The organism is Aurantimonas endophytica, assembly GCF_014196845.1.
Classification (GTDB): domain Bacteria; phylum Pseudomonadota; class Alphaproteobacteria; order Rhizobiales; family Rhizobiaceae; genus Aurantimonas; species Aurantimonas endophytica.
This window is the reverse complement of the sequence record NZ_JACIEM010000001.1, coordinates 905874-929376: the sequence shown is the minus strand read 5'-3', so window position 1 is coordinate 929376 and position 23503 is coordinate 905874. Positions and strand designations below refer to the sequence as shown.

Below are 23503 nucleotides of genomic sequence, written 5' to 3'. Positions count from 1 at the left end.
GCCGAATGGCCGCGACGTCGGCGCCCATTGAAGTCCGCGTCGCGGCGGCGATAGGCTGGCCGGCCATGCCGGAGGGTGCCCGTGGACTTCATGAACCTCCTCAAGTCGATCGAGGCGCTGCTCTACGAGCTCGTCTCCTGGCTTGTCTTCTATCCGCTGACCCTGTGGCGATGCATCCGTGAGCCGTTGCGGATGATGGCCTATGCCAGGAGCGAGCTTGCCGATGTGCCGGACGAGCAGTTCATCGATGCGCTCAGCCCGCCGATCTTCCTGTTCCTGACGATCGTCATCGCGCATCTCCTGGACCTCGGTTTCGGCGCGTCGCACGTGACTGCCGGCGGCGTCTTCGCCGATACCCGCAATCTCCTGATGTTCCGGGCGGTGGCGTTCAGCCTGTTGCCGCTGCTCCTGGCGGTGCAGGCGGTCCGGCAGCAGGGGCTGGCCCTGAACCGGGCCACGTTGCGGCCGGCCTTCTACAGCCACTGCTTCATCGCGGCCCCCTTCGTCCTCGCCATCGACCTGGCGATGACGGTCGGCATTCGGGACGGCACCACGGCGCGGATGCTGGGCGCATCGATCTTCCTCGCAGGTCTCGCCTGGTATCTGGCCGCGTTGACGCAATGGTTCGTCGTCTATCGCGGAACCAGCCGGCATCGTGCCTTCGCCAGGGCGCTGCTCTTCGTTCTGCTGGGCGCCGTCGCGCTCCTGGCCGCGCTGATCCTCGCCGCCTTGTCCATCATGGTCAGCGACGGCAGAGGGCTGCAGTGAAGCTGCGGCGCGTGGGCGAAGGACCGTGAGGCGGGTCGGCTGCTTTGCCGGCGCTGGCGCCCGCGGCTGAGGTCGCCGGCTCCTTTGCCCGCGGCTTGACCGGCAGCACAGGTTCGGCCCATCAGTCCTGCGGAAAGCGCTGAGCCGAATACCGCATCGCGCTCGGCATACTGAGGAGCGGCGACATGGCACGGAAAATTCGGGACGCCAGCTGGCTGGTGGACGAAGCGGCGGCCGAGGCGCCGGCGGAGCCGTGCTGGCTCTGCGGGCGGCCGCTGGGAAAGACCGTCGACCGCTTCCACCCCATCCCCAAGAGTCGGGGCGGGCGCGACACGGTGCCCGTCCACCCGATCTGTCGGGAGACGATCGACGCCAACTTCACGGCGAGCGAACTGGTCCGTCATGCCGAGAGCGGCACGCCGCTCACCGACAACGAGACGGTCGCTCGCTTCGTAAAATGGGTCGCCGGCAAGCCCGCCGACTTTCACTCGGCAACCAAGACCGGGCGGTAGCGGCAGGCGTCGATGAAATCGCCGCGCTGTCGCGGCCGGATCTGAGCTCGTCGTCAGCTGGACGCGGATACGAGGCAGTGCCGCCGGTCGGCTCGTAGGCGGCGCTGAAGACCTGCGAGGTGACGTGCGCCCGAGATCGCGGCGGCGGTCATCGGAGACCAAGCCAGGCGGCGGCTTTGGCGTGCGGAATGGACGGAAACATAAGTTAATCGTTCGTCATCCCGGCCGATGGTTGTCCGGGCTAGCTCTGAGACTTCACGGAACCCCCGTCCTGCACGGCGTGGGCTCTGTCGTCATCGGAGTTCACCATGCCTTCAGTCTCCACCACCCACGGTTCCCAGGACGATCGAGCGAGAAATCGGGAGAGCCGCACGCCGGACCAACTCGGTGCCATGCGGGCACGGCGGCCGCATCACAAGGCCCGCAGGGGTGGAAGACTGATCGTCGTGCCCTGGTTCATGCCGAGCCGCGACGAAGGCAAAGGCGCCGGATCCCTGCAGTCGGTATGGATGGCTTTCGTGGTCGTCGCGTTGCTTGCCCTCGGCTGCACCATTGCGATGGCTGAGGAACGCCCGTCCGCCGTCAGTGTCGTGACGGCGCGCGAGAGTGTCCTGACCGACCGCGTCCGCGTCGTCGGCTCGCTGGTGGCGCGCGAGGAAAGCATCGTGAAGGTGGATCTTGCCGATGTGCGCATAGTCGCCGTCGAGGCAGAGGCGGGGGACATCGTGCAGCAGGGCGACGTGCTGGCCCGGCTCGATGCGACGCTGATCAATATCGAGCAGAGTGCCAACGCTGCCCGTCTGGCCCGCGCCGACGCGGCGATAAAACAGGTGGAAAGCCAGATCGAGGACGCCGCCCTGGCGCATGTGCAGGCCCGTGCGGACATGGAGCGCAGCAAGCAGCTGAGCGCCAAGGGCTTCGCCGCGGAAGAGACGTTCGAACTGCGCCAGACCACGCTGAAGCGGGCGGCTTCGGCACTGGCGCTTGCACAGCAATCGCTCTGGGTGGCGCAGGCGGACCGGCGGGTGATCGTCGCCGAAGGCCAGGAGATCGCAGCCCGGCTGGCGCGCACGGTGATCGCGTCGCCGACCGACGGCCGCATCCTGCGGCGAACTGCCAGGCTGGGCGCACTGACGTCCGCCAGCGGCGAGCCGCTGTTCGTGATAGCCGAGAACGGCGAGATCGAGCTCGATGCCGAGGTTCCGGAAGCGGATTTCGCGCGCCTGGCGGTGGGCCAGGCAGCCGGCATCGTGGTGCTCGGCCGCGGCACGCCGCTCGAAGGCCGCGTACGCTTGCTGGCGCCGGAGTTGCAGGCGGGCAGCCGTCTCGGTCGCGCCCGCATCAGCCTCCCGCAGGCCGGCAATCTCAGTGTCGGGGCCTTTGCGCGGGGCGAGGTGGACATCGAGCGCCGCGGCGGCGTGTTCCTGCCGGCGACGGCGCTGAGCGATCGGGCGGGCAAAGTCACCGCACAGGTCGTCGAGGACGGAACCGTTGTGGTGCGTATCCTGGAAACCGGCCTTCGAACCGCCGGGCTCGTCGAGATCCGTTCGGGGGTAGAGGCGGGCGAGACGGTCGTGCTGCGCGCCGGAAACTTCCTCGTCGAAGGCGACCGTGTGGCCCCTGTCGAAGTGGACTATCCGATGGCGGCACCGTCCGAACGCCCGATCCTGACGTCGGACGCTGCACAATGAACGTCTCCGCCTGGGCGATCCGCAACCCGATCCCGTCCATCCTCCTGTTCGTGGTGCTGACGGCGCTAGGCCTCTACAGCTTCCAGAAGCTGCCGATCACCTTCTTTCCGACGATCGACGTGCCGCAGGTCAGCCTGACGATCACCGATTCCGGTGTGGCCCCGACCGAGATGGAGACCAGCGTTACGCGTCTCGTCGAGGATGCCATCTCGGCGCTCTCCGGCGTCGACGAACTGAGCTCGACCATCAGCGACGGCGTCTCGACGACCTCGGTCGATTTCGAGCTCGGCGTGCCCATCGACCGGGCGGTGGCGGACGTGCGCGATGCGGTCGCGAAGATCCGCAGCGACCTTCCCGCGACGATCGACGAACCGGTCATCGAACGGGTCGATGTCGAGAGCGAGGCCGTGGTGACCTATGCCGCCGCCGACAAGGCCATGACGGCGGAAGAGCTCTCCTGGTTCGTCGACGACGTCGTCATCCGGCGGTTGCGCGGGGTGCCGGGTGTCGGCCGGATCGACCGGGTGGGCGGCGTGGCGCGCGAAATCCAGGTGCAGCTCGATCCCGATCGCCTGCTGGCACTCGGGATTACCGCAAGCCAGGTCAACACCCAACTCTCGGCAACGCACCTGGACCTTTCCGGCGGCCGCAGCGAGGTGGATGGGCGCGAGCGGGCGGTCACGATGGTGGCGACGACCGGCACTGTGGAGGAACTGGCAAGGCTGGCCATCGCGCTTCCCGATGGTTCGACGGCGAGGCTCGGGGAGCTCGCCACCGTCGTCGACGGCTTTGCCGAGCCGCGAAGCTTCGCGACGCTGGATGGCGGCGACGTCGTCAGCTTCTCGGTCTACCGAGCCCGCGGGGCGAGCGACGTCACCGTGGCCGAAGAGGTCGCGGATGCCCTGCGGCAATTGTCCGTCGAGCACGGCAATATGCGCTTCACGCGCATCGACGACAGCATCACCCAGACGCTCGGCAACTACCACGCCGCGCTGAGCACCCTTGCCGAGGGCGCGGCCCTCGCTGTCGTCGTCGTGTTCCTGTTCCTGCGCGACTGGCGCGCGACGGTGATTGCCGCGGTCGCGCTGCCGCTGTCGGCCATTCCGACCTTCTGGGCGATGGACCTGCTCGGCTTTTCGCTGAACATCCTCAGCCTTCTGGCGATCACCTTGGTGACGGGCATCCTCGTCGACGACGCCATCGTCGAGATCGAGAACATCGTCCGGCATGGCCGGAGCGGCAAGAAGCCGTACCGGGCCGCCATCGACGCATCAGACGAGATCGGCCTTGCCGTCATGGCCATCTCCGCCACGATCATCGCCGTCTTCGTGCCGGTCGGCTTCATGAGCGGCGTGGTCGGCCAGTACTTCCGCGAGTTCGGCCTCACGGTGGCGATCGCCGTGTTCTTCTCGCTGCTCGTCGCCCGGCTGATCACGCCGCTGATGGCGGCATATCTGTTGCGCGCGCATCCGGTGAGACACGCCCCGCAGGGACGCGCCATGCGGTTCTATCTCAGGCTGCTGCGCCTCTCGATGGCGTGGCGCTGGATGACGCTCGGCACGGCGTTCGCGCTGTTCGCCGTGTCGATCTGGTCGGCGCAGTTTCTGCCGAGCGAGTTCATCCCGCCGGAGGACAATGGCCGGATGTCGGTTTCGATCGAGCTGCCGCCGGGCGCGACGCTTGCCGAGACGCGGGAAACCGCCGGCCTCATCGCGTTGCGCGTCGGCGCGCTCGACGAGGCGCGACTCGTCTTCATCCAGGGCGGGGCAAATGCCGCCGGCCTAAGGGATGTCCGGCGCGCGGCCGTGCGGATCGACTTCGGACCGGCAGCGGAGCGGGCGCGTTCGACGGATGTGCTCGAGCCCGTCGTCGCCGACATCCTGCGGACCGTTCCGGACATCAGGTTCGAGATCCTCAACGATCGGGGCGGACGCGACGTGTCCTTCGCCGTCCTCGGCAAGGATGGCGAAGTCGCCGGAGACGCCGCTGCCGCCATTCTCGAGGAGCTGGCGGCCAGCAGCTTTGCCGTTGGAGCAAGCTCCACCGCGGCGGCGGCACGGCCCGAGCTCCAGATCCGGCCGCTGGCCGAGCGGGCGGCGGATGCCGGCATCTCCCCGCAAATCATCGCCGACACGATCCGCGTTTCCACCGTCGGAGCCAGCGACAGCGACCTGCCGGAATTCGTCGAGGACGGGCGCCGGATCCCGATCCGGCTGCAGCTCGCCGATTGGGCGCGCAACGACATCGGCACGCTTCGGTCGTTGCGCATTCCCAGCCTCGGGGGGCCAGCGGCCCCGCTATCGGACATCGCGACTATCACGCTCGGCACCAGTGTCGCCAATATCGATCGCTTCGACCGCGAGCGACGCATCGAGATCAGCTTCGACGCCCCGGCAGGAATGACCGCCGGCGAGGGTCTCGATGCTATCCAGTCGCTGGCAACGGTGCGGGCGCTGCCGGAAGGCGTGCGGCTCCAGGCGACCGGCGATTCCGACGACCAGGGCGATGTCTTCGCCGGCTTCGCCACCGCCATGACCGCCGGGCTCGGCCTGGTGATGATCGTCCTGATCCTGCTGTTCGGCAGCGTGCTGACGCCGCTGACGATCCTCGTCACGCTGCCGCTGTCGGTCGGTGGCGTGGTCGCGGCGCTGATGGCGACGGCGACGCCGATCTCGCTCCCGGTGGTCATCGGCGTCCTGATGCTGATGGGAATCGTCACCAAGAACGCCATCATGCTGGTCGACTTCGCGGTCGAGCGCGAAAAGGCGGGGGTGGCGCGTCGCACGGCGATGATCGAGGCGGCGGCGGAGCGGGTGCGGCCGATCCTGATGACGACGCTCGCCATGGTCGCCGGCATGATCCCGGCAGCAATGGCGTCCGGCGACGGCGGCGAATTCCGCGCGCCGATGGCGATCGCCGTGATTGGCGGCCTCATCGCGTCGACCATCCTGTCGCTGGTGGTCGTGCCGACGCTCCACTGCCTCGTCGGCGATGTCGGCGCGTTGTTCCATCGGCTATGGTCGCGCGTCGGTCCGGCGGTTGATACCGTCGAGACAGAAGAGCTAGAGGGATCGGCATGATGGCCGCCCCGAACAGTTCGGCCGACCATGGGCCTCAACGGGAATGCCATGAGCCAGAGCCCACCGACCAAGCGACCCTGCATTCTCATCGTCGAGGATGATTTCGAGATAGCCCGCATGCTGGCGGCAACCCTGGCCGACGCCGGCCTGTCGACGGAAATCGCGGGCGACGGCGTCGAGATGGATGCGCTGCTGCGGCGATCGGCGTTCGACCTGATCGTGCTCGACGTCATGCTGCCGGGGGAGGACGGGCTCAGCCTCTGCCGCCGGCTGCGCGCCGAGCTGACCATCCCGATCATCATGCTGACGGCCCAGGGCGAGGAGATCGACCGCATCGTCGGACTCGAGATCGGTGCCGACGACTACGTCACCAAGCCGTTCAGCGCCCGGGAGGTCACCGCCCGGATCCGGGCCCTGCTGCGGCGCGCAGCCTATTCCCCGAACGAGCGTGACAGTCTCAAGCCGCTGCGCTTCGATGGCTGGACCCTCGACCCGCAGCGCCGCCAGGTGCGTGACCCGAGCGGTGCACGCGTCGCCATGACAACGGCCGAGTTCGACCTGCTCCTGGTGTTTTGCCGAAATCCTGGAAAGGTGCTTTCGCGGGAGCAATTGCTGGCCAACACCCATGCCGGGCTCGCCGGCCCGATCGACCGCAGCGTCGACGTGCATGTGCGGCGCCTGCGGCAGAAGATCGAGGCGGATCCGGGCGAGCCTGTCCTGCTGAAGACGGTGCGGCTCGGCGGCTACATGTTCACCGCGACGGTGGAACTGCCGTGAACCGCCTCTGGCGGCGCCTGACGCCGCGCACGATCCGCGGACAGATCACCGTGGTCATCGTCATCGCGGTCGTGGCCGTTGTCATCACCGGACGGGGCATCGAAAGCCTGCGGAAAAGCGACTATTTCGGCATCGAGGATTTCGACGTCATCATGGAGCGGGCGTCGATGGTGGCGCTCCTGCTGCAACAGGCGGACCCCGACGAGCGCCCGGTTATCCTCAGATGGTCGGCGGCGGCGACCCCTCTGAACCTGACGCTGACCGATAATGCCGCATTGAAGCCGATGATCGCTGCCTCGCCGCCGGCCGGCTGGCTTGAAACAGTGACCGGCTGGCTTTTTCCGCCGGACGCAGAGCTGCCGCCCGGCGGGCGTAGACTCGTCATCGACGGGCGCCCGGCACTGTCGCTTCCGGTCGAGGGCGAAACCGTGCTGCTGGTGCGTGATCTTCCGAGCGCGTTCAACACCGACGACTTCATCGGTCCCCTCAGCTACTACGTCTCCGCGTTCGTGACGCTGATGCTGCTTTTCTCCATCTACGCCGTGCGCAGCGTGACGGCGCCGCTGGCGCGGATCTCGGCGGAGCTGAACCGCTCCGATGGCGTCAGCGAGGACACGGTATTCGACGAAAGAGGTTCGGAGGAGGTCATCAGCCTCGCGCGCGCGCTCAACGGCATGCGCACCCGCATCCGCGAGATGGTCGACACGCGCACCCGCATGCTGCGCAGCGTCAGCCATGACCTGCGGACGCCTTTGACCCGGCTGCGGCTGCGAACGGAGCGTCTGGAGGACAGCGAACTGCGCGAGATGATGATCGCCGACATCGATCACATCAACGCGCTAATCGATGAAACGCTGGATTACCTGCGGACCGACGCCACCGGTGAGGAGGCGGAGAGGACCGACATCGCCAGCCTGATGCAGACCCTCCAGGCGAATTTCGCCGATGTCGGCTTCGCGGTAACCTATGGCGGGCCGGACCGCCTGATCGGCCGGTGCAAGCCGAACGCGCTGACGCGCGCTGTGACCAATCTCTGCGACAACGCGCTGAAATTCGGCAGCAGCGCCGCAATCACCCTGGCTCCGGCCGGTTCGATGATCCGCATCGACGTCGCCGACGACGGGCCAGGCATCGCCGTCCATCAACGCACCAGGGTGCTCGAGCCCTTCTTCAAGGTGGATTCCGCACGGAGCACCGGCCGTAGTTCCAGCTTCGGCCTTGGCCTGTCGATCGTCACCGATATCGTGCGCGCCCATGGCGGCCGACTCGAGTTCCACGACAACCATCCCCGCGGTCTGATCGCCCGGATCTTGCTGCCCGCGCTCTAGCGGCGCTCGAAGCACGCCGCTCGTCGCTTCCCGTAATATTTCTACATAAAACGACGCTCACGGCCGCCGTCGCAGAGGCTACCGATCTCGCACGAGAACGACATCCATCGTCGTTCCTTTCTCGACGAGACGGCAATGACTGACATAGCGTCCACACACCGCAATCTCGATGCACTCCAGTTGCGCCGCAAGACGACGATCCGGATCGTCGTCGCGGCACTCGGCCCGCTCCTCGTCCTCGCCACCGGATCGGCGCAGCCCGACAGCCTGTACCGCGAGAGCCTGGAGGCCGCCGGGATCATGCTGATCGTCGTCGGCATTCTCGGCCGGACCTGGTGCACGCTCTATATCGGTGGCCGCAAGGCGCGCACGCTGGTCGCCGACGGCCCGTACTCGGTCAGCCGAAACCCGCTTTACCTGTTTGCCTTCGTCGCTGCGGCGGGCCTCGGCGCCCAGTCGGGCAGCTTGATCGTGGCCAGTCTCTTCGTCGTCGGCGCCTATGCCATCTTCGTGCCAGTGGTCCGCCACGAAGAGATTGCGCTCGGCGCACTCTTCGGGGCCGAGTTCGATGCCTATCGCAAGCGCGTGCCACGCTTTCTGCCGCGGCTTTCGCAGTGGCAGGACGCGCCGATCCTGATGATCGATCCGAAGCACTATCGGCAGACGGCGCTCGACGGCCTGATCCTGCTCGCTTTCGTCCCGGCGTTCTACGCCGCGGAATGGGTCCGAACTCTCGTTCCGGGCCTGCCTATCCTGCACCTGCCTTGATGGTTCGACGGGCAGGAGTGCGCGTTTCGCGGGGTCCGCCGGCGCGTGATCCTGCCGGCAGCGCCTTCCGCAACCCACCACCGGTTTCGACCAATCTCCACTTCCTAGGGGCTGAAAATGAACTTCCGTCTGTGCCTGCTCGCCACGACTGCCCTCGTCTCCGTCTCCTCCACCGCCCTGGCTGCCGATCCGGGGGAATACGAACCGGCAATTCCAGAAGCACCGGTTGTGGAAGCGCCGGCAGTTGATTCCGGGGTCGACCTGATCATCGAACTCGGCGTCGGCGGGAATGTCTCGCCGGAATACGAGGGCTCCGACAAATATTCGGTCTCGCCTTCGCCGATCGTGGGCTTCGGCTACCTCCGCATTCCAGGCCTGTTCGATATCGGCAGCACCGGCCCGGAGGAGGGCGGCCTCTCGATCGGCCCCGCCTTCGAGTACACGGGCGAGCGGAACGCCGATGATTTCGACGCCCTCGACGGCCTCGACGATGTCGACGCGACCTATGAGGTCGGCATCAGCGTCGGTTACGAATGGCAGTTCGCCGAGATCTACGGCGAGGCGCGCTACGCCTTCGGCGGCGCCGAGGGCGTGGTCGGGGAGGTGGGGGCCAATGCCATCTATCGGCCGACGCAGCAGCTCGTGCTGAAGGCCGGTCCCTTCGCGACCCTGGCCTCGGAGGACTACACCGAGACCTATTTCGGCGTGACCGCCGCGGAATCGGCGAATACCGGCTTTCGTCTCGACGCCTACGATCCGAAGGGCGGCCTGAAGAGTGTCGGCGTGTCGGGCTCGGCCCGGTACGAGTTCCGGCAGGACTGGTTCCTCAATGCCGATGCCTCCTACAGCCAGCTTGTCGGCGATGCAGCGGACTCCCCGATCGTGAAGGCCGGCGACGAGAACCAGTTCACCTTCGGGCTGGGCGTCTCCAAGCGCTTCACGCTCGACCTGTTCTAGGAAACGGGCGACGTCGCCGCCCCTGCGAGGCATCCCAGGGGCGGCGTTTTCTTGGAAGAATTGCGGAAGTGGAACATGAGACCCGACATGCTGCCGAGGCGCGGGATCACGCGCAGCATCTCTGCGAGCCAATGCCGTGCCGCACGCGGGATGGCGAACTGGTCGACCGGACGCTTGTCCCGGGAAGCCAAGGTTCCGATAGCCGACATCGTGGCGCTCGAGCGGGGACGTCGCCTGATCCCGGCGACGACGCTCAGGTCACTGATCCAGGCGTTCGAGCGCCACGACATCGACTTCCTGCCGGATGAAGGGCTGAGACTCGTCCGGGGTACGCTCGACCTGGTCGGCGACAGGACCGATGCTGCGGTCCCCGAAGAGGGGCGCGGAGACGAGCCACCGCCATCGTGATGAGCAGGATCGCTCGCCAGAGGCGCCTGAGCGCAAGGCTCGGGCGCCTCTGGCATCCCTCAGCCCTCGTGGATGAGGTCCGACAAGGCGATGGGGAACCGCCGGATGCGCCGGCCCGTCGCATGCCACACCGCGTTGGCGATGGCACCGCCCGTCCCGGTGACACCGATCTCGCCAACGCCTTTGATGCCGAGGGGGTTCACGTGCGGGTCGTCCTCGTGGACGAGGATCGCTTCCAGTGCAGGAACGTCGGCGTTGACCGGGATATGGTACTCGGCAAGATCGGCGTTCATGATCCGGCCCGAGCGACGGTCGACGACCGCATGCTCGTGGAGGGCGAAGGATATGCCCCAGATCATCCCGCCGAAGAGCTGGCTCTCGACGAGCTTCGGGTTGATGACGCGCCCGGCCGCGAACGCACCGACCAGCCGGCTCACCCGGATCTGCCCGAGATCGGGATCGACCCTCACCTCGGCGAACACCGCACCATGCGCGTGCATGGCATAGGCCTCCTGCGCAGCTCCGTCGGCGGCTCCCTGGCCACTCGCCTCGATCTCCGCGAGCCCGGCCCGCTCGAGGATGGCCGAGAACGACTCGCCCCGGCTTTCGTCGTCGCGGCGCACGAGACGCCCGTCACGCGCCAGCGTGCCGACATTGCCGGCACCAAAGAGCGGCGAGCGTTCGTCGGCCGTGGCGATCTCCGCGAGTTTGGCCAGGACGTTGAGGCCGGCCATGTGGAGCGCCATCCCGGCGGTTGCCGTATGGCCTGAGCCGCCGGCAATGCCTGCGTCGGGAAGATCGGAAGTACCTGACCTGAACTCGACCTCGTCGATGTGAAGGCCGAGTGCGTCTGCGCCGATCTGCGCCAGCGACGTCCAGGCGCCCTGGCCCATGTCGTGGGCACCGGTTTCGATGCGGGCGGTCCCGTCGCGACGGATCACGGCGCGGGCATTGGCCTGGAACATCACGGCAGGGAAGGTCGCCGTGCCGACGCCCCAGCCGACGAGGAGCCCGTCCGCATCCCGCATCTGGCGCGGCTCGAGCGGGCGTCCGGACCAGCCGAAGCGCTCGGCGCCTTGCGCGTAACAGTCCTTGAGGCGTTTCGACGAGAACGGCTTGCCGGACATCGGCTCGACGTCGGCGTGGTTCCTCAGCCGAAACTCGAGCGGGTCCATCGCGGCGGCATAGGCCGCCTCGTCGATGGCGCTTTCCAAGGCGATCGAGCCGCTGGCCTCGCCCGGCGCCCGCATGAAGAGCGGCGTGCCGGTGTCGAGGCGCACGGCTTCGTAGCTCGTCCGGATGGCGGGGCTGGCGTAGAGCGTGTGGGCGACGTCGGCCGCGGGCTCGAAGAAGTCGTCGAAGGTGCTCGACGCCGTTCTCGTGTGGTTCGCGATCGCGGTCAGCCCGCCATCACCGGCAATGCCGATGCGCAGCGTCTGCCGCGTGGCCGCGCGATGCCCGACGGGTCCGAACATCTGCTCCCGGCGCAGCACCAGCTTCACCGGCCTGCCGGTGAGCCTCGCCGCCATGATGCCCAGCACCTGCGGGCCGGCCGGGAAGCCCTTCGAGCCGAAGCCGCCGCCCAGATAAGGGCTGCGGATCGCGATATTCTCCGGCGCGATGCCGAACAGGCCGGCGAGGCGCTGCTGCGCCATGGCCATGCCCTGGGTCGGCATGTCGAGCGAAAGCCGGTCACCGTCCCACACGGCGACAACGCAATGCGGTTCCATGGCGTTGTGATACTGCGCCGGGGTCTCGTATGTCGCCTCGACGCGGCGGTGCGCAGCCCGCATGCCTTCCTCGACATCGCCCGTTTCGGCATGCGACGGACCGCCGACACCGACCGCTTGCGGAACGAAGCTCTCGGCGCCGTCAAGGCCGGTGAGGGCCGGCTCGACCTCGTATCGCGGGGCCAGCAGGGCGGCGCCTTCGGTTGCTGCCTCCAGCGTCTCGGCGATCACCACGGCGATGGGCTGTCCGGCGTAGCGCACCCGGTCGTTCTGCAGGAGGTCCATGCGGAACATGAAGGGGTTGGACTTCTCGTCCGGGTCCATGGCGAGGTCCGGCCGGTTGCCGGTCGTCATGATGTCGACGACCCGCGGATGGGCTCGTGCCGCGGCTTCGTCCAGGCCGATGACCCGGCCCCTTGCGATCGTGCTGGTGACGCAGACCGCGTAGAGCATGCCGGACGGGTGGTTGTCGGCGGCATAGGTCGCCGCGCCGGTGACCTTCAGGACACCTTCGCGGCGGGTCATCGGCTGGCCGATGTTCGAGCCGTGCCGTCGGTGCAGCGCGTTTTCGGTCAGGTTGATCTCAGACATGGTGCATACCTGCTGGAGCGGGAGCAAAGGCGGAGGCGGGGAGGGCCGGCAGCCGGTCGGGCGTGCCGGCGGCTGCAAGCTGCAGGGCGCGGGCGACGGTGCGCCGGGCGAGCTCGATCTTGTAGGCGTTGTCGCCGGAGGGGGATGCGTCCTCCAATGCCGCGTGAGCGGCTCGCTGGAACGCCTCGGGGCCGGGCACCTGGCCGACGAGTTCGGCTTCCGCCGCCTCGCAGCGCCATGGCTTGGCGGCAACGCCGCCGAGCGCGATCCGCGCCGCAGCGATGCGGTCGCCGTCCATCGCGAGCCCTGCAGCTGCCGAGACGAGAGCAAAGGCGTAGGACGTGCGCTCGCGGACCTTGAGATAGCGCGAATGCTTCGAGAATGCGTCGGCTTCGGCGGGCAGGCGCACCGCGACGATGATCTCGCCGGGCCGCCGGACCGTCGTCTGCTCGGGCGTGGTGCCGGGCAGGCGGTGGAAGTCGGCGAGCGGCACCTCACGGCGACCGTCGGTTCCCTCGAGCTCGACGACCGCGCCCAGCGCGACGAGCGGCACGCAGAAGTCCGAAGGGTGGGTGGCGATGCAGTGTTCGCTCCAGCCGAGGACCGCGTGCGCCCGGTTCTCGCCTTCCAGCGCATCGCAGCCGCTGCCCGGCGCACGCCGGTTGCAGGCACTGGCGGTGTCGTAGAAATAGCGGCAGCGAGTTTCCTGCATCAGGTTGCCGCCGACCGTCGCGGCATTGCGCAGCTGGGCGGAGGCGCCCGACAGCAGCGCCTCGGCCACCGAAGGATAGCGGGCGGCGAACTCCGGGTCGTGTGCAAGGTCTGCGTTGCGCACCATCGCCCCGATGCGGGTGCCGCCGTCGGGCAGCGTCTCGATCGCTGCGAGGCCCGGCAGATGGGTGATGTCGACGAGGCGTTCGGGGCGGGTGATGCCGCCCTTCATAAGGTCGAGAAGATTGGTGCCGGCGGCGAGGAAGACCGCACCTGGCTGCGAAGCCGCCGCGACCGCCTCGGCAACCGTCGCCGGGCGGACATAATCGAACCTGTTCATGCCGCCTGCTCCCGGTTGGTTTCCACAAGTCGGCCCTGTGCGTCGATCACCGCCTCGGTGATGCCGGCATAGGCACCGCAGCGGCAGAGATTGCCGCTCATGCCTTCGCGGACCCGCTCGGGGTCGGTGCCGGCCTGGCCCTCGGCGATCAGGCCGACGGCGCTCATGATCTGGCCGGGCGTGCAGTAGCCGCACTGGAAGCCGTCATGCTCGATGAACGCGGCCTGCACCGGGTGCAGTTCGCCGTTCGTGGCGAGGCCTTCGATCGTGGTGATGCCGGCCCCATCGAAGCTGATCGCCAAAGCGAGGCAGGAATTGATGCGGCGACCGTCGACGAGGATGGTGCAGGCGCCGCACTGTCCGCGATCGCAGCCCTTCTTCGTGCCGGTGAGGTCGAGCCGCTCGCGCAGGAGGTCGAGAAGCGTCACGCGTGGATCGTCGATCTCGACTTGCCGCGCCTCGCCGTTGATCGTCAGGCTAATGGAATGGTTCATGCGGTCACCCGTTCAGTGTTATCCGGACCGAATGGTCGAGGCGGCACGCCTCTGGCCAGCCTTGATAGTCTCTGCGCGGCGACGGGAAGCGAAGCTCAGCTTCGGCAGCGATCCATCGGCGCGGAACGGGATATACGGAGGCATCCTCCGCTTACAAGTCTAGAGGAGTTCGAAATTTACAGATGGCCTTGAAGCCAGGGAAGGCAACGCGCAAACCGCGAGCCGATTCGGTCCGGAACCGGGAACGTTTGCTAGAGGCCGCGGCGGAGGTTTTCCGCACGGGCGGGGCGGAGGCGAGCCTGGAGATGGTCGCCCGTCGCGCCGGGGTCGGGATCGGCACGCTGTACCGCCATTTCCCGACCCGGGATGCGCTGTTCGAGGCGGTCTATCGGCGGGAAGTCGAGCAGTTGACCGAACTCGCGGAGCAACTTGCCGGGGCAGGAGACCCGGTGGACGCGCTTCGGGAATGGCTGCGTGCGGGGATCAGACTGGTGGCGACGAAACGTGGCGCGCTGACCGCCCTTGCGCTCGCAGTGGACAGTTCTTCGGAGGTCTACGCATTTTCCCAGACCAATCTCACCAAGGCCGCCGGGATGCTCCTCCAGCGGGCCATCGCGGGAAAGCGGATCCGTGACGATGCCACGGCCGAGGACCTCCTTCATGTGCTGATCGGCATTTCGCTGATGGGGAAGGAGGCCGGTTGGGAAAAAAAGGTGATCCGGCTCATCGACATCTTCGTCGATGGACTCCAGGAGCAACCGGACGGGCATCCGGTGGCTGAAGCGCCTCATGCGGAATAGAAGCGATCTGACATGGAAGGCCCGAAAGCCTGTGATGGTGGGCGCGACAGGGATTGAACCTGTGACCCCCTCGGTGTGAACGAGGTGCTCTCCCGCTGAGCTACGCGCCCGGACCGCGCGGCGAGGCGCCAGCGGCAAGGTGCCGGGGATATAGTGCCCGAAAGGCCCGCTCGTCAACAACCGGCTTGCCATAGGCCGGTCGTGGCGCGCCGGTCAGCGAAGCAGTGTTGTCCCGGACACGGTTCGCCGGGCGAAATCAGCATCGAGCCGGGCGTAGTCGTCGATTATCACCGTGGCTCCGGCCCTTGCGTCGGGATCGGGCGCATAGCCGAAATCGACCAGCACTGAAGCGATGCCCGCAGCGCGGGCCGCCGCGATGTCGGTGATCGTGTCGCCGATCATGATCGACCCCGCCGCCTTGCCGCCGCTTTTCTCGATCGTGCCGGTAAGGTGGATCGGGTCGGGCTTGCGGCGGGGGAAGGTGTCGGCGCCGCAGATGGCCGCGAAACGGTCGGCGAGGCCGAGTTCCGACAGGAGCAGGATGGCGAGCCGCTCGTGCTTGTTGGTGCAGATGGCCAGCGTGAAGCCGCCGGCGGCGAGGCGGTCCATTGCATCGAGTACCCCGGGAAAGGGGCGTGACCGGACGGCGATGTTGGCTTCGTAGTGGCTGAGGAAGCGGGCCAGCTGCTCGGCTTCCTCGGCTTCGCCGAGGGGGCGGCCGTCCCAGCCATAGGCCTCGCGCAGCATCACCCTTGCGCCGTGGCCGGCATGCGGGCGCACCAGGTCGAGCGGCACCGCCTCCATGCCGACCGATGCCAGGCAGTGGTTCAGGCTGTCGGCGAGATCCGGCGCGGTATCGACGAGGGTGCCGTCGAGATCGAAGACAGCGACATCCGTCATGTCAGGGTTCGCCTTGCGCTGATCGCCGCGATCCTGCGGCGTCGCCCGCTCTGGCCGGACTCGGCGATGGCGTCAACCACGGGGGTCGGTAATCGACACTCCGGTCGAGACCGGCTAGACGGTCGGGCAGAACGCGCAGGAACGAGGCCGTCATGGCGGACATGCAGGAACTGAAAAGGCAGGCCGCGAAGGCTGCGCTCGAGCGCGTCGAGGACGGCATGCGGCTCGGTATCGGCACGGGCTCGACCGCCGAGGCATTCATCCGCCTGCTGGCCGAGCGGGTCGAAGGCGGGCTCGGCATCGTCGGCGTGACCACTTCCGAGCGGTCCGAGGCGTTGTGCCGTGAACTCGGTATTCCGACAGCGACGCTGGAGGCGGTGCCGCAGCTCGACCTGACGGTGGACGGCGCGGACGAACTCGACGCCAGGCTGCGCCTGATCAAGGGCGGCGGCGGGGCGCTGCTGCGCGAGAAGATCGTCGCGGCGGCGTCGGACCGGATGCTGGTGATCGCCGACGCTTCGAAGCGGGTCGAGACGCTCGGGGACTTCCCGCTGCCGATCGAGATCAACGGCTTCGGACTGATCGCGACCTTCCTGGCGATCCAGAAGGCGTCGCGAGCCATGGGGCTTGCTCCCGACATGACATTGCGCCGCGTCGGCGAGGAACCGTTCATCACGGACAGCGGTCATTTGATCCTCGACGCATCGTTCGGCCGCATCGAGGAGCCGGAAGCACTGTCCGCAGCGCTGCATTCCGTGCCGGGCGTGGTCGAGCACGGGCTTTTTCTGGGTCTTGCGACGGAGGCGATCCTGGCATCGCAGGACGGGATTTCGATCCTGCGAGCGTGAGGCCCACGGTGGCGAGTTAACTTGTCAGCCCATGCGGCGATCCACTAGACCGTGCGCCGAGGACGACCAGGCATCCCCGAGAGGCTCCGAGAGCACAGGGCCAGCCTTCGTCGTAATAACGTGATAAGCCGATGCGAGCCGATACGGGCATCGCCAGATAACGGAGACTAACGCTTGATGAACTTCAGCCAATCGACGCGCCGGGGCCTGGTCGTGGCCGCCGCCTTCGCGCTGATGGTGCCGGCATCGGCGATGGCGCAGGAGGCTTCCGCCTCGCACATCGCAGCCGCCCGCGACGCGATCGCCGCCATCGACGCGACGGCGCAGTTCGACAACATCCTGCCGAACGCGGCGACGCAGATCAAGGCAGAACTGATCCCGAACAGCCCCGATCGCCAGACCGAGATCTCGGACATGGTCGACGAGCGGGCCATCGAGCTGGCGCCGCGCCGTGCAGCGCTGGAATCGGAAGTGGCCCGCGTCTATGCGAACCTCTTCACCGAGGAAGAGCTGCGCGCCATTGCCGACTTCTATCAGTCCGAGGCCGGCAAGAAGCTGCTGGCGCAGGGTCCGGCGGCGACGCGCGACATGCTTCAGGCCGCGGAAGTGTGGAGCAACGGCATCGAACGCGATCTCCGCCAGAGCGCGCTCGACGGCATGAACGAGCTATATGGCAGCGCGACTCCGGCCGAGGGCGCGGCGCCCGCCGATCCGGCTGCGCCCGCGACGCCGCAGTAAGAACGGGAGCCGGCGTGAGCACCTACGACTACGATCTCTTCGTCATTGGCGGCGGCTCGGGCGGCGTCCGTGCGGCCCGCCGGGCGGCGATGCTCGGCAAGCGGGTGGCGATCGCCGAGGAGTACCGCTTCGGCGGCACCTGCGTCATCCGCGGCTGCGTGCCGAAGAAGCTGTTCGTCTATGCCTCGCAATATTCCGAGGCATGGGAAGACGCGCGCGGCTATGGCTGGCATTTCGGCGAGCGCCGGTTCGACTGGTCGCAACTGCTGGCCAACAAGGATCGCGAGATCGAGCGGCTCGAAGGCATCTATCGCGCCAATGTCGAGAAGACCGGCGCGCAGATCCTGGCGTCGCGCGCGGTGATCGAGGGGCCGCACGAGATCCGGCTCCTGGCGACGGACCGGGTGGTCACGGCGGACAAGATCCTGATCGCCACCGGCGGTCGGCCCAACCCGCATGGCGACCTGCCGGGCGCGGAACACTGCATCACCTCGGACGAGGCGTTCCACCTGAAGCGGCTGCCGGGCTCGGTGGTGATCCTGGGCGGCGGCTACATTGCCGTCGAGTTCGCCAACATATTCCATGGTCTCGGCGTCGACACGACTCTGCTCTACCGTGGCCAGGAGATCCTGCAAGGCTTCGACGACGATCTGCGCAACGGCCTGCATCAGGCGATGACCCACAAGGGCATGTCGGTACGCTGCCGCGACACGCTGACCAGGGTGGTGCAGAAGCCGGACGGGCGCTTCGAGGCGCATTGCGAAAGCGGCGACATCCTCGACGCCGACGAGGTCATGCTGGCGATCGGCCGCAAGGCGAATACGGAGAATCTCGGCTGCGAAAAGGCCGGGATCGCGCTGGACTCGCGTGGCGGCGTGGTCGTCGACGAATATTCTCGCACCAATGTCGAGAACATCTTCGCCATTGGCGACGTGACGCATCGCGTCCAGCTGACGCCGGTCGCCATCCACGAGGCAATGTGCTTCATCGAGACCGCGTTCCGCGACAATCCGACCATCCCGGACTACGCTACCATCGCCACGGCAGTCTTCTCGCAGCCCGAGATCGGCACGGTTGGGCTCACCGAGGCCGTTGCGACCAAGAGCTTCGACGAGATCGAAGTCTACAAGGCCAGCTTCAAGCCGCTGAGGAACACGCTCTCCGGGCGCGACGAGCGGATGATGATCAAGCTCGTGGTCGACGCCGACAGCCGGCGCGTGGTCGGAGCGCATATCCTGGGCCCCGACGCGGGTGAGCTCAGCCAGGTGCTCGGCATCGCCGTCAAGGCCGGGGTGACGAAGGACCAGTTCGACGCCACCATGGCCGTGCATCCGACCATGGCCGAGGAACTCGTCACCATGTACGAGCCGAGCTACCGCCTGCGGAACGGCGAGCGCATCGCCGCCTGACCGGCGCCCCGGGCGCCGGCGGGAGGGTCGGACACGGCATCGGCCCTGGTCTTCACATGTGGCGATCGCCCCGCGGCACCAAAGCCGTGCGGATATTGATCTTGCGCCGCGGTTCGCTACAGCAGGGCCCATGGATATTCACGAGGACCATCCCGATCTGGCGCAACTGGCGGCGAAGGGCGAGATCGTCGCCTATTTCGGCTACGGGTCGCTGGTCAATCGCCGGACGTTGCGCACGAAGTTCCTCGGCATCCGCCGGGCGAGCGCCGTTGGCTGGCAGCGCTTCTGGCTGCCGCGCGGCGTGGGTGGCGAGATGGCGCTGCTGTCGGTGCAGCCGACAGAGGATCAGGCCATCGAGGGAGTGGTCGTCTATGACCGGGCGGAGCATCTGCCCGCCGTCGACGAGCGCGAGGCAGGCTACGCGCGGCGGATCGTCGATCTCGGCCGTCTCTCCGTCGAGCGGCCGCCGATTGCCGACGTGCCGGTCTATATCTATGAGGCCCACCGGGGCGCCCTCGACGCCTCCGAAACCCAGTCCGCGATCCTGCAGAGCTATCTCGACGCGGTGATGCAGGGGTTCCGCACGCTTTACGGCGAGGATGGGCTGCGCCGCTTCGTCGCCGGCACCGAGGGCTTCGAGACAAAGGTCCTGCAGGACCGCGAGCAGCCGCGCTACCCACGCGCCGTCACCCTCTCCGATGGCGAGGCAGCGCTGTTCGACCGGCTGGTCAGCGAACGCGGCGCGCAGTTCATCACGGCGGCCTGAACGGGGTGCGCGCCCTGCTACGCCGCGAAAGATGACAAATCTGCCCGGAAGTGCTTAAAGCCCGCGCAGGTGGCGTACCAATTGTACGGTGCGGCGACCATCTTATTTCGACCCGCGACGTATAAGACAGACGACCGGCGCAGCGTCCGGTCAGGAGACATGACCATGGCGAAGGACTGGAACCCGGCAAGCTGGCGCTCGATGCCCATCGAGCAGGTCCCGGATTACCCGGACCCGATGGCACTTGCCGAGACCGAGAAGAAGCTCGCGACCTATCCGCCGCTGGTTTTTGCAGGTGAGGCGCGCAAGCTGACCCGTGCGCTTGGGGAAGTGGCGGAAGGCCGCGGCTTCCTGCTGCAGGGGGGCGACTGTGCCGAGAGCTTTGCCGAGCACGGCGCCGACAACATCCGCGACTTCTTCCGCGCCTTCCTGCAGATGGCCGTCGTCCTGACCTTCGGCGCCTCGCAGCCGGTGGTGAAGGTCGGCCGCATCGCCGGGCAGTTCGCCAAGCCGCGCTCGTCGAACAACGAGACCCGGGACGGCAAGACTCTGCCTTCCTATCGCGGCGACATCATCAACGGCATCGAGTTCGACGAGGCCTCGCGGATTCCCTCGCCGGAGCGCCAGATCGAGGCGTACCGCCAGTCGGCGGCGACGCTCAACCTGCTGCGCGCCTTCGCCCAGGGCGGCTACGCCAATCTGGAGAACGTGCATCAGTGGATGCTCGGGTTCGTGGGCGGGAGCCCGGAGGCGGAGCGCTATCGCGCGCTCGCCGACCGCATCTCCGAGACGATGAACTTCATGCGGGCGATCGGGATCAATTCCGAGAACCACCCGTCGCTGCGGGAGACCGATTTCTTCACCAGCCACGAGGCGCTGCTGCTCGGCTACGAGGAAGCGCTGACGCGCGTGGATTCGACCTCCGGCGACTGGTACGCCACGTCCGGCCACATGATCTGGATCGGCGACCGCACCCGGCAGGAAGAGAATGCCCATGTCGAGTTCTGCCGCGGCATCAAGAACCCGATCGGCCTCAAATGCGGCCCGTCGCTCGAGCCGGACGCGCTGCTGCGGCTGATCGACAGGCTGAACCCGGAGAACAAGGCCGGGCGCCTGACGCTGATCACCCGCTTCGGGCACGAGAAGGTCGAGGCGCATCTGCCGAAGCTGATCCGCGCCGTGGAGCGGGAAGGGCGCAAGGTCGTGTGGTCCTGCGATCCGATGCACGGCAACACGATCACGCTCAACCACTACAAGACGCGGCCCTTCGACCGGATTCTCTCCGAGGTCGAGAGCTTCTTCGCGGTGCATCGGGCCGAAGGCACCCATGCCGGCGGCATCCATATCGAGATGACGGGCAAGGACGTCACCGAATGCACCGGCGGCGCGCGGCCGGTTTTGGCTGAAGATCTGTCGGATCGCTACCACACCCATTGCGATCCACGCCTCAACGCCAACCAGGCGCTGGAGCTTGCCTTCCTGGTGGCCGAGCTGCTGAAGCACGACCACGCGGCCGCGCCGCAGCAGCAGCAGGCGGCCCGCCGCTGAGCGGCGTCGCGGTTGATGTCGGGCGGACGGATCGGTGAACGATCCGTCCGCGGCAGGCGCCGGTGACGGGCGAGGCCACCGGATACTATCTTAATCGGGTCCCCCGCCGGAGCCGACGCGATGCCCCTGATGCCCAGCCTGTTCATCTCCCACGGCTCTCCCGACGTGGCGATCGCCGAGACCGAGGCGACGCGCTTCCTGCGGGGCCTGGGCGCCGCCTTGCCGCGGCCGCGGGCCATCGTGGTGGCGAGCGCGCATTTCGAGGCCGAGGGCAGGGTTCTCGTCTCGGGTGATGCGGCGCCCGAGACGATCCACGATTTCGGCGGCTTCGACCGCAGCCTCTACGAGATCCGCTACACGGCGCCGGGCGATCCGGAGCTTGCTGCAACCGTGGCGGCAGCGCTCGGCGACGGCGGGTTCGCCGCGGAGGTGGTGACCGGCCGTGGCTTCGACCATGGCACATGGGTGCCGCTGAGCCTCGCCTACCCGGACGCGGACATCCCCGTTATCCAGGTGTCGATCGACCCGGGCGAGGGCCCGGCCTACCATCTGAGGCTGGGGGAGGCGCTGGGCTTCCTGCGCGCCGAGGAAGTGCTGGTGATCGGGTCGGGCTCGTTCACCCACAATCTTCGCGAAGCCTTTGCCCGCATCCGGCAGAACGATCGCCAGGCGGCGACGCCGGAATGGGTCTCAGGTTTCGCCGACTGGATGACGGACCGGCTCGTCGCGGGGGACCGGTCGGCGCTGCAGACCTATCGGACGAGTGCTCCGTTCGCCCGTGAGAACCATCCGACCGACGAGCATCTGATGCCGCTCTATGTCGCCCTGGGAGCGGCGGGCGCCGCGGCCAAGGCGACGAAGCTTCATGCGAGCCAGGATTTCGGCGTGCTGGCCATGGAAGCCTTCGCTTTCGTCTGAGGCGAAATATCCAGCGATACGAAGCGGAAACCGGCGGATGCTGAGACCATGATTCAAGCGATCGACCTCGACACACGCCCCGGATTGCCCGCCGACCTGCGCGCGCTGCTCGAGAAATATCCGCGCGATGTTTGGGACGGCCACGCCAATCTCGGCACCACGGCGCGGTTCTGGCTGCAACGCCACGACATGTTTCGCGAACTCGGGGCCGCGCTCGGCGACGGGCTGTCGCAGCATCGCGAAGGCACGGTCGAGCTCGATCCCTTCCGCCGCTGGTTCGCGCCGCGGCTGCAGTTCTTCCTGACGCAGCTCGAGGGCCATCACCAGGTCGAGGACCAGCATTACTTCCCGGTCTTCCAGCGGGCCGAACGCAAGCTGGCGCACGGTTTCGACCTGCTCGAGGCCGATCACGAGGTGATCCACCACGACCTCATGCAAACCGCGGAAACGGCCAACCGCTTCCTGGCGATCGAGGTAGCCGCCGGCCCTCGGCCGAGCGATGCGGCGCGCCGCGCGGCGGATGGCTACGCCGATGCGAGCGAGCGGCTGTTGAAACGGCTGATCCGACACCTCGAAGACGAGGAGGATCTGATCATTCCTCTGATCCTCGATCGGGGAGAGGCTGCGATCGGGATCTGACGGCGGCCAGTTCCGGCCGCGGCTCGTCGGGTGCGGCAGTCTCGCGGCGGCGGGGCCCGCGGATGCGCCTTGTGAGTGCAGGACCCCATTGCCGCCAGGCGAACCAGCTTGCGAGCAGGACGGCGATGACCGCCAGGGCGATGCCAACGCCTTGCTCCATCACTTCCAGCTGCGCGAAGACCGAGCCGATCGAGTAGCCGAAGACATAGCCGAGCGTGGTGAAGATGCCGGCCCAAAGCCCTGCGCCGATCAGGTTGAGCAGCGCGAAATGTAGCACCGATATGCGCGAGAGGCCGAGCGCGATCAGTCCCGGCATCCGCAGCCCGTAGATGTAGCGGTTGACGATGACGAAGAAGGCCGGGAACCGCTCGACGAGGCCGATCGCCCGGGCGAATTTGTCGTGATCGCGCCAGCGCGCCACCCAACGATGGTTCGAGCAGTAGCGCGCGAACAGGAAGACCGAGAGATCGCCGATGCACGAGCCGACAAAAGCGAGGGCAATCATCATCTCCAGCGGGTAGGAGCCGCGGTAGGCAAGGAAGCCGCCGATGATCGCGAAGACCTCGCCCTCGAAGAAGGTGCCGGCCAGGACGATGATCGGTCCGAATTGGCCAATGAGGCCCAGTATCTCGTACACCATGGCTCCGAACATCGGGATGGGGACAGCCATCGGCAACCGGCCGCGGCGTTGTCAGGTTCATTCCGCCGGCTTGTTACAGAGTTTTGCGGCGCAAAAAAGTGGTTTCATTCGCCAGGCTGACGAATGGCCGTCGAGCGCCTGC

Annotated in this window: 22 protein-coding genes and 1 tRNA gene; 17 read left to right on the top strand and 6 right to left on the bottom strand. The window is 67.4% G+C overall.

The genetic code is table 11. The features are described 5' to 3' along the window. Positions 1-81 precede the first annotated feature (81 nt). The 9 genes from GGR03_RS04565 (at position 82) to GGR03_RS04525 (ending at position 10289) form a co-directional block, all read left to right on the top strand. Positions 82-768 (top strand): permease, encoded by a 687-nt coding sequence (locus GGR03_RS04565; RefSeq protein ID WP_210291988.1) that lies wholly within the window; start codon positions 82-84, stop codon positions 766-768. Between the two features lie 185 nt (positions 769-953). Further along, positions 954-1280, top strand: coding sequence for a hypothetical protein (locus tag GGR03_RS04560; protein WP_163041993.1), 327 nt, complete (start codon positions 954-956; stop codon positions 1278-1280). Positions 1281-1588: 308 nt separating this feature from the next. After that, entirely contained in the window at positions 1589-2971 is a 1383-nt protein-coding gene (locus GGR03_RS04555; RefSeq protein ID WP_183206338.1) for an efflux RND transporter periplasmic adaptor subunit, read from the top strand. Further along, entirely contained in the window at positions 2968-6051 is a 3084-nt protein-coding gene (locus GGR03_RS04550; RefSeq protein ID WP_183206337.1) for an efflux RND transporter permease subunit, read from the top strand. Before GGR03_RS04555 ends, GGR03_RS04550 begins: the two co-directional genes overlap by 4 nt. A gap of 48 nt (positions 6052-6099) precedes the next feature. Continuing rightward, positions 6100-6828 (top strand): response regulator transcription factor, encoded by a 729-nt coding sequence (locus GGR03_RS04545; protein ID WP_210291987.1) that lies wholly within the window; start codon positions 6100-6102, stop codon positions 6826-6828. After that, a complete protein-coding gene (locus GGR03_RS24715; protein ID WP_183206335.1) occupies positions 6825-8156 on the top strand; it encodes an ATP-binding protein in 1332 nt (443 codons plus the stop codon). The genes GGR03_RS04545 and GGR03_RS24715 overlap by 4 nt, the downstream gene beginning before the upstream one ends. Positions 8157-8291: 135 nt before the next feature. Next, entirely contained in the window at positions 8292-8924 is a 633-nt protein-coding gene (locus tag GGR03_RS04535) for a methyltransferase family protein (protein WP_183206334.1), read from the top strand. A 117-nt stretch (positions 8925-9041) separates the two neighbouring features. Further along, complete coding sequence (locus GGR03_RS04530) at positions 9042-9881, top strand: MipA/OmpV family protein (protein WP_183206333.1); 840 nt, start codon at positions 9042-9044, stop codon at positions 9879-9881. Between the two features lie 75 nt (positions 9882-9956). Further along, complete coding sequence (locus tag GGR03_RS04525) at positions 9957-10289, top strand: helix-turn-helix domain-containing protein (protein ID WP_183206332.1); 333 nt, start codon at positions 9957-9959, stop codon at positions 10287-10289. Positions 10290-10348: 59 nt separating this feature from the next. Here GGR03_RS04525 and GGR03_RS04520 read toward each other — a convergent pair whose 3' ends face one another. The 3 genes from GGR03_RS04520 to GGR03_RS04510 are packed head-to-tail and all read right to left on the bottom strand — an operon-like array spanning position 10349 to position 14155. Continuing rightward, positions 10349-12610, bottom strand: a complete 2262-nt coding sequence (locus GGR03_RS04520) for a xanthine dehydrogenase family protein molybdopterin-binding subunit (protein WP_183206331.1) — start codon at positions 12608-12610, stop codon at positions 10349-10351. After that, positions 12603-13661, bottom strand: coding sequence for an FAD binding domain-containing protein (locus tag GGR03_RS04515; protein WP_183206330.1), 1059 nt, complete (start codon positions 13659-13661; stop codon positions 12603-12605). The genes GGR03_RS04520 and GGR03_RS04515 overlap by 8 nt, the downstream gene beginning before the upstream one ends. Beyond that, positions 13658-14155, bottom strand: a complete 498-nt coding sequence (locus tag GGR03_RS04510) for a (2Fe-2S)-binding protein (protein WP_183206329.1) — start codon at positions 14153-14155, stop codon at positions 13658-13660. The genes GGR03_RS04515 and GGR03_RS04510 overlap by 4 nt, the downstream gene beginning before the upstream one ends. A gap of 182 nt (positions 14156-14337) precedes the next feature. On the opposite strand from GGR03_RS04510, the gene GGR03_RS04505 reads away from it, so the two are divergent. Then, the gene (locus GGR03_RS04505; RefSeq protein ID WP_183206328.1) at positions 14338-14955 is read left to right on the top strand and encodes a TetR/AcrR family transcriptional regulator; all 618 of its coding nucleotides are present in this window, start codon (positions 14338-14340) and stop codon (positions 14953-14955) included. 35 nt (positions 14956-14990) lie between these two features. Here GGR03_RS04505 and GGR03_RS04500 read toward each other — a convergent pair. Both GGR03_RS04500 and GGR03_RS04495 read right to left on the bottom strand, forming a co-directional pair. Then, positions 14991-15065, bottom strand: a tRNA-Val gene (locus tag GGR03_RS04500). 103 nt (positions 15066-15168) lie between these two features. Next, complete coding sequence (locus tag GGR03_RS04495; RefSeq protein ID WP_183206327.1) at positions 15169-15855, bottom strand: HAD-IA family hydrolase; 687 nt, start codon at positions 15853-15855, stop codon at positions 15169-15171. A 152-nt stretch (positions 15856-16007) separates the two neighbouring features. On the opposite strand from GGR03_RS04495, the gene rpiA reads away from it, so the two are divergent. The 7 genes from rpiA to GGR03_RS04460 all read left to right on the top strand — a co-directional run bounded on the left by rpiA (position 16008) and on the right by GGR03_RS04460 (position 22721). Continuing rightward, the gene (gene rpiA / locus GGR03_RS04490; RefSeq protein WP_183206326.1) at positions 16008-16703 is read left to right on the top strand and encodes a ribose-5-phosphate isomerase RpiA; all 696 of its coding nucleotides are present in this window, start codon (positions 16008-16010) and stop codon (positions 16701-16703) included. Positions 16704-16880: 177 nt separating this feature from the next. Continuing rightward, positions 16881-17441: a DUF2059 domain-containing protein gene (locus GGR03_RS04485; RefSeq protein WP_183206325.1), complete on the top strand. Its 561-nt coding sequence runs from the start codon at positions 16881-16883 to the stop codon at positions 17439-17441. Positions 17442-17455: 14 nt separating this feature from the next. Then, positions 17456-18850, top strand: coding sequence for a glutathione-disulfide reductase (gor, locus tag GGR03_RS04480; RefSeq protein ID WP_183206324.1), 1395 nt, complete (start codon positions 17456-17458; stop codon positions 18848-18850). A gap of 130 nt (positions 18851-18980) precedes the next feature. Further along, positions 18981-19616 carry a gamma-glutamylcyclotransferase family protein gene (locus GGR03_RS04475; RefSeq protein ID WP_183206323.1) on the top strand — a complete coding sequence of 212 codons (636 nt, stop codon included), beginning with the start codon at positions 18981-18983 and terminating at the stop codon, positions 19614-19616. A 165-nt stretch (positions 19617-19781) separates the two neighbouring features. After that, the gene (locus tag GGR03_RS04470) at positions 19782-21164 is read left to right on the top strand and encodes a class II 3-deoxy-7-phosphoheptulonate synthase (RefSeq protein ID WP_183206322.1); all 1383 of its coding nucleotides are present in this window, start codon (positions 19782-19784) and stop codon (positions 21162-21164) included. Between the two features lie 120 nt (positions 21165-21284). Continuing rightward, complete coding sequence (locus tag GGR03_RS04465; protein WP_183206321.1) at positions 21285-22082, top strand: DODA-type extradiol aromatic ring-opening family dioxygenase; 798 nt, start codon at positions 21285-21287, stop codon at positions 22080-22082. A gap of 48 nt (positions 22083-22130) precedes the next feature. After that, positions 22131-22721, top strand: coding sequence for a hemerythrin domain-containing protein (locus tag GGR03_RS04460; protein WP_183206320.1), 591 nt, complete (start codon positions 22131-22133; stop codon positions 22719-22721). On the opposite strand, the gene GGR03_RS04455 is transcribed toward GGR03_RS04460, so the two are convergent. Further along, complete coding sequence (locus GGR03_RS04455; RefSeq protein ID WP_246367582.1) at positions 22675-23391, bottom strand: DedA family protein; 717 nt, start codon at positions 23389-23391, stop codon at positions 22675-22677. The genes GGR03_RS04460 and GGR03_RS04455 overlap by 47 nt on opposite strands. Positions 23392-23503: the final 112 nt, after the last annotated feature.

Bases quoted from the DNA above. Each gene is read 5' to 3' on its own strand.
- GGR03_RS04560 (WP_163041993.1), top strand. From the start codon at position 954: ATGGCACGGAAAATTCGGGACGCCAGCTGGCTGGTGGACGAAGCGGCG.
- GGR03_RS04555 (WP_183206338.1), top strand. From the start codon at position 1,589: ATGCCTTCAGTCTCCACCACCCACGGTTCCCAGGACGATCGAGCGAGA.
- GGR03_RS04550 (WP_183206337.1), top strand. From the start codon at position 2,968: ATGAACGTCTCCGCCTGGGCGATCCGCAACCCGATCCCGTCCATCCTC.
- GGR03_RS04545 (WP_210291987.1), top strand. From the start codon at position 6,100: ATGAGCCAGAGCCCACCGACCAAGCGACCCTGCATTCTCATCGTCGAG.
- GGR03_RS04535 (WP_183206334.1), top strand. From the start codon at position 8,292: ATGACTGACATAGCGTCCACACACCGCAATCTCGATGCACTCCAGTTG.
- GGR03_RS04530 (WP_183206333.1), top strand. From the start codon at position 9,042: ATGAACTTCCGTCTGTGCCTGCTCGCCACGACTGCCCTCGTCTCCGTC.
- GGR03_RS04525 (WP_183206332.1), top strand. From the start codon at position 9,957: ATGAGACCCGACATGCTGCCGAGGCGCGGGATCACGCGCAGCATCTCT.
- GGR03_RS04520 (WP_183206331.1), bottom strand. From the start codon at position 12,610: ATGTCTGAGATCAACCTGACCGAAAACGCGCTGCACCGACGGCACGGC.
- GGR03_RS04515 (WP_183206330.1), bottom strand. From the start codon at position 13,661: ATGAACAGGTTCGATTATGTCCGCCCGGCGACGGTTGCCGAGGCGGTC.
- GGR03_RS04510 (WP_183206329.1), bottom strand. From the start codon at position 14,155: ATGAACCATTCCATTAGCCTGACGATCAACGGCGAGGCGCGGCAAGTC.
- GGR03_RS04505 (WP_183206328.1), top strand. From the start codon at position 14,338: ATGGCCTTGAAGCCAGGGAAGGCAACGCGCAAACCGCGAGCCGATTCG.
- GGR03_RS04495 (WP_183206327.1), bottom strand. From the start codon at position 15,855: ATGACGGATGTCGCTGTCTTCGATCTCGACGGCACCCTCGTCGATACC.
- rpiA (WP_183206326.1), top strand. From the start codon at position 16,008: ATGGCGGACATGCAGGAACTGAAAAGGCAGGCCGCGAAGGCTGCGCTC.
- GGR03_RS04485 (WP_183206325.1), top strand. From the start codon at position 16,881: ATGAACTTCAGCCAATCGACGCGCCGGGGCCTGGTCGTGGCCGCCGCC.
- GGR03_RS04475 (WP_183206323.1), top strand. From the start codon at position 18,981: ATGGATATTCACGAGGACCATCCCGATCTGGCGCAACTGGCGGCGAAG.
- GGR03_RS04470 (WP_183206322.1), top strand. From the start codon at position 19,782: ATGGCGAAGGACTGGAACCCGGCAAGCTGGCGCTCGATGCCCATCGAG.
- GGR03_RS04465 (WP_183206321.1), top strand. From the start codon at position 21,285: ATGCCCCTGATGCCCAGCCTGTTCATCTCCCACGGCTCTCCCGACGTG.
- GGR03_RS04460 (WP_183206320.1), top strand. From the start codon at position 22,131: ATGATTCAAGCGATCGACCTCGACACACGCCCCGGATTGCCCGCCGAC.
- GGR03_RS04455 (WP_246367582.1), bottom strand. From the start codon at position 23,391: ATGGCTGTCCCCATCCCGATGTTCGGAGCCATGGTGTACGAGATACTG.